The sequence below is a fragment of the Mesorhizobium sp. M4A.F.Ca.ET.020.02.1.1 genome (assembly GCF_004022645.1).
Classification (GTDB): domain Bacteria; phylum Pseudomonadota; class Alphaproteobacteria; order Rhizobiales; family Rhizobiaceae; genus Mesorhizobium.
In genome coordinates, this window is the sequence record NZ_RZOI01000550.1 from 1 (window position 1) to 4,216 (window position 4,216).

Annotated in this window: 4 protein-coding genes; 1 reads left to right on the forward strand and 3 read right to left on the reverse strand. The window is 66.2% G+C overall.

What is annotated here, in order from left to right; all coding sequences use genetic code 11:
• Together EN742_RS26355 and EN742_RS26360 are read right to left on the reverse strand one after the other, a co-directional pair.
• On the reverse strand, positions 1 to 1,140 hold a 1,140-nt coding region (locus EN742_RS26355; RefSeq protein ID WP_148670266.1), incomplete at its 3' end, for an aromatic amino acid lyase.
• Complete coding sequence (locus EN742_RS26360) at positions 1,137 to 2,138, reverse strand: ornithine cyclodeaminase family protein (RefSeq protein WP_127407513.1); 1,002 nt, start codon at positions 2,136 to 2,138, stop codon at positions 1,137 to 1,139. The genes EN742_RS26355 and EN742_RS26360, both read right to left, overlap by 4 nt.
• A gap of 112 nt (positions 2,139 to 2,250) precedes the next feature.
• On the opposite strand from EN742_RS26360, the gene EN742_RS26365 reads away from it, so the two are divergent.
• Positions 2,251 to 3,699 carry a DHA2 family efflux MFS transporter permease subunit gene (locus EN742_RS26365; protein ID WP_128333460.1) on the forward strand — a complete coding sequence of 483 codons (1,449 nt, stop codon included), beginning with the start codon at positions 2,251 to 2,253 and terminating at the stop codon, positions 3,697 to 3,699.
• A 112-nt stretch (positions 3,700 to 3,811) separates the two neighbouring features.
• On the opposite strand, the gene EN742_RS26370 is transcribed toward EN742_RS26365, so the two are convergent.
• A partial coding sequence (locus EN742_RS26370; RefSeq protein ID WP_148670267.1) for an amidohydrolase family protein occupies positions 3,812 to 4,216 on the reverse strand: 405 nt, incomplete at its 5' end.

A 4,216-nucleotide genomic window follows, 5' to 3' on the forward strand; every position in this document is an offset into this window, starting at 1 on the left:
CTTCTGCAGAGGCACGAAGCCGGCGGAGGCGCCGCCGAGCGGCGACAGGTATTTGGGCAGGCTGTTGCGGCCCGAGCCGGTGAGCTGGATGAAGCGAGCGGCGCAAGCCCCCGCGCATTGCGCGATTGCCAGGCCAAGCGTCTCGAAGGCGAGCGCGAGTGACGCGGTGTGAAAGTTGCCGGTCGACAGCACCAACGTGTCTTCGACCAGCACCAGCGGATTGTCGGCGGCGGCGTTGAGCTCGATCTCGACCGCCAGCCTGGCATGATCGATCGCCTGGATCAGCGCCCCGTGGATCGAGGGCATGCAGCGGATCGACAGCGGATCCTGCAAGCTCGTCGGCGTCGTTTCATGATCGCGCGCGAGCAGGTCGCGCAGCGTCCTTGCCGCCAGCAATTGGCAGGCCGCGGGCCGCGCGACATGCAGGCGCGGATCGAGAATGGTGCGGTTGGCCGCGAGCGCTTCCATGGTCAGCGCGCCGGCCTGCTGCTGCTGTTCCATCGCAGACAGCGCGTCTACAAGTGCCAGTGCGCCGGCGCCGGTGGAGACCGCCGAAGCATTGATCAGCGACAAGCCGTCCTTCGGCGCCAGGCTGACAGGAGGGAGGCGCGCCATCATAAGCGCCTTGGCCGAAGGCATGCGCCGGCTTTGGTAATCGGCGTCGCCTTCGCCGATCAGCGTGTGGGCGATCGCCGTCATCATCACCAGGTCGCCGGCGCCGATCGAGCCGAGCGCCGGCATCACCGGATGCACGCCCGCGTTCAGCATTTCGACCAGCCCGCTGAACACATGCGGCGACAGGCCGGAGCCGCCGGCTGAAAGCATGGCGATACGAGCAAACATCGCTGCCCGCACGAGCTGGATGGGCAACGCGTCACCCACGGCGGCGCCGCGCCCATCGAGAAGCTGGCGCTGGAAGGCGCTGGCGTCGCCCTCGACTGCGGTGCCGAGATTGGCGCCGAGCCCGGTGTTCAGGCCGTAGATCTGCTGGCCGGCGGCGGCAGCTTCATCGAGGACTTTGCGCGCCTTGGCCAGGTGTTCCATGACGGAGGGCGTGACCTCCACCTTGGCCGCATTGCGCGCGGCAGCGGCGACATCCTCGATGCTGACGCCGGCGCCGGTGAGGACGAGCGGGGTCATGCGAAACGCAGCCTCTGGCCGACGCCTTGCGTGCCGGCCTTGGCCAGCATCGCCTTGCCGAGCGCGATGTCTGAGAGCGACAGGCCGCGATGCCAGAACAGGATGGTCTCGTCGTCGCCCTGGCGGCCAGGCTTCAGGCCGGCGGCGATCTGGCCGAGTTCGGCATGCAACGTCGCCTCGCTCAGCCGCCCGGTCTCGACATGGGCGCGCAGCGAGCCGAACTTGCCGCTCTTGCACTGGCCCCAATCGTCGACGACGATCTTGCCCATGATGTCGGTCAAGGACAGCTCCACTGCGCTCATCGTGCCATAGGGCACCACCAGCGCGCCCGGCTTGATCCATTCGGTCTTGAGCAGCGGCTGCGGTTCGTTGAGCCGCGAGGCCTCGACGACGATGTCGGCTCCGTCGACGCAGCTTTTCCAGTCGGCGACCGCGGTGACTTTCTTGCCGAGGTCGGCCGAGAGTTTCGCTGCGAAAGCATCGCGGCTTTCCGACCGGCGCGAATGGACGCGGATCTCGTCGAAGTCGAAGAGGTGGTCGAGCAGGCGGACGTTCCAGTAGGCGGTGCCGCGCGCGCCGATATGGCCGAGCACCTTGGATGTCTTCTTCGCCAGGTGCTTGGCGCCGATGGCGGTGACGGCACCGGTGCGCATGTCGGTGATGACGGTGGCGTCGAGGATGGCGCGCGGCGTGCCGGTGCGTGGATCGAATAGATTGAGGATGCCGAATTCCGAAGGCAGGCCGTGCAGATAGTTGTCGACATAGTCGCCGACGATCTTGACGCCGGCCGCGTCGAGCGGCGCCACATAGCCGCGCAAGACATTGAAATGGCCGTGGAATGACGGGTCCGGTTCAAGATGGACGCGCGGTTCGATCACCGTCTGGCCCTTGCCTTGCGCGACAAGGCCGGCCTCGACCGCGCCGATGATCTCGGCATCGGTCATCGCCAGCGCTTCGATATCGAGAGCGTTGAGATAGTCGATATAGATGGGCTTCATCCCACTTCCCCTCTTAGGCCCACTTTCCCATAACAGGCGGCGAGGCACCACAAAAGTTTGTTGGATAACCACTGGACTAGGCTGGCCCAATGCTGTTCAAAGCAGGTCCGTCATGAGCAGTATCCCCGACAATCCGATGGTGTCCCAGCCGTCGACAGCCATGCCGGCGCGCCAGGCACGGCGCGTGGCGCTGATCGTCGCCGTCGCCTTCTTCATGCAGCTCTTGGATTCGACGATCATCTCGACGTCGCTGCCGCAAATGGGCCAGTCCTTCGGCGTGCCGGCGGTGGCGATGAGCATCGGCATCACCGTTTACATGCTGGCCATGGCCGTGTTCGTACCGCTGTCCGGCTGGCTTGCCGACCGTTTCGGCGCGCGCAACGTCTTCCTGGTCGCCATCGCCCTGTTCACCCTGGCCTCGATCGCCTGCGGCTTCTCACAGAACCTTTCGCAATTTGTCGCCGCCCGCGTAGTGCAGGGTCTTGGCAGCGCGCTGATGACGCCGGTTGGCCGCATCCTGGTGCTGCGCAATGCGTCGAAGTCGGAGCTGATCGCCGCCACCGCGCTGATCACCTGGCCGGCGCTGTTCGCGCCGGTGGTCGGACCGGTGCTTGGCGGCTTCATCACCACCTATCTCTCCTGGCACTGGAATTTCTTCATCAACATCCCGCTCGGCCTGGCCGGCCTGCTGCTGGTCGCCCGCTTCGTTCCGGGCGACCGCGAAGCCGAGACCAGGCCGCTCGACTGGCCGGGGTTCGTGCTCACCTCGCTCGGGCTCGCCGCGATGCTCTACGGGCTGGAGTGCATCGCGCATCCTGAGGACGGCGTCTTGTCGACCGTGGCGCTGATTGCCGCCGGCGTGCTGATCGGCTGGCTGGCGGTGCGGCACCTCGCGCGCACGCCGCATCCGCTGCTCGACCTCAAGGCGTTCAAGGTCCTGACCTTCGCCATCTCGACGCTGTCGGCCGGAACGATTTTCCGAGTGTCGATCAATGCTACCCCGTTCCTGCTGCCGCTGCTGTTCCAGGTCGGCTTCGGCTTGCGGCCGGTCGATGCCGGCTTGCTCGTCCTGGCCTATTTCCTCGGCAATCTCGGCATGAAGGCGGTGACGACGCCGACGCTGAGGCGTTTCGGCTTCCGTCGCGTGCTGGTCGTCAACGGCCTGATCGCCTCGCTCGCGGTGATGGCCTGCGCGGCGATCTCGCCTGAAACGCCGCAGGCGCTGGTGGTGGCGCTGATGCTGGTCGCCGGCCTGTCGCGTTCGATGCAGTTCACCGCGCTCAACACGCTGGCTTTCGCCGATATCTCGGGCGCGCAGCGCAGTTCGGCGGCGACGCTGTCCAGCATGCTGCAGCAGATATCGATGCTGTTCGGCGTGGCGGTCGCGGCGGCGGTCCTCAATCTGTCGCAGATCGCGAGGGGCGGGGCAGCACTCGATCTCGTCGATTTCCGCATCGCCTTCCTGGTGGTCGGCGGAATCGGCCTTGCGGCCGCCTTCCGCTTCCTGGTGCTGCCGCCGGCCGCGGGCGCCGAGGTTTCAGGCCATTCGCCGCGGAATTGACATCCGGATTTTGGGCCGATCGCCGAGATAAACTTCGCTCCGCCTTTGGTCGCGCCCTCATCCGTCTCGGGGCCGCGCGCCGATCCACCGTCTCCCACAGGGGTGCAGGCTCTCATGCCGGTCGATAAACCCTTTCCGCAGTGATCCAGAAGATATCCGCTTCTGCCGCCGCGCCGTGCCTGGCCACCGCCGCGCGTTGCGCCTTGATCAGCTCGGCGTGGCTAGTCCACAGCTTCTCGATGGGGAAGTTCGAGCCGAACATCAGATGGTCCGGGCCGAGGATATCGATCGCGTTGTCGACGATGTAGGCGATCAGCGCCGGATCGTTGCGGTGGACGAAGGTGCCCAGGCCGGACAGCTTGGCGTAGACGTTGGGCGCGGCGGAGAGCGTGCGCAGGCCGGTCTTCCATGCCTCGGTGGTTTCCGGTTCCATGCCGGTCAGCATGCCGGCATGGGTGAGGATGAAGTTGGTCTCGGGGTTCTCGCCGACCAGCGTCAGGCCGTCCTTCATCTGCGC

What these genes read in the sequence shown, in the direction of transcription:
- EN742_RS26360 (WP_127407513.1), bottom strand. Translation starts at nt 2,138, where the DNA reads ATGAAGCCCATCTATATCGACTATCTCAACGCTCTCGATATCGAAGCG.
- EN742_RS26365 (WP_128333460.1), top strand. Translation starts at nt 2,251, where the DNA reads ATGAGCAGTATCCCCGACAATCCGATGGTGTCCCAGCCGTCGACAGCC.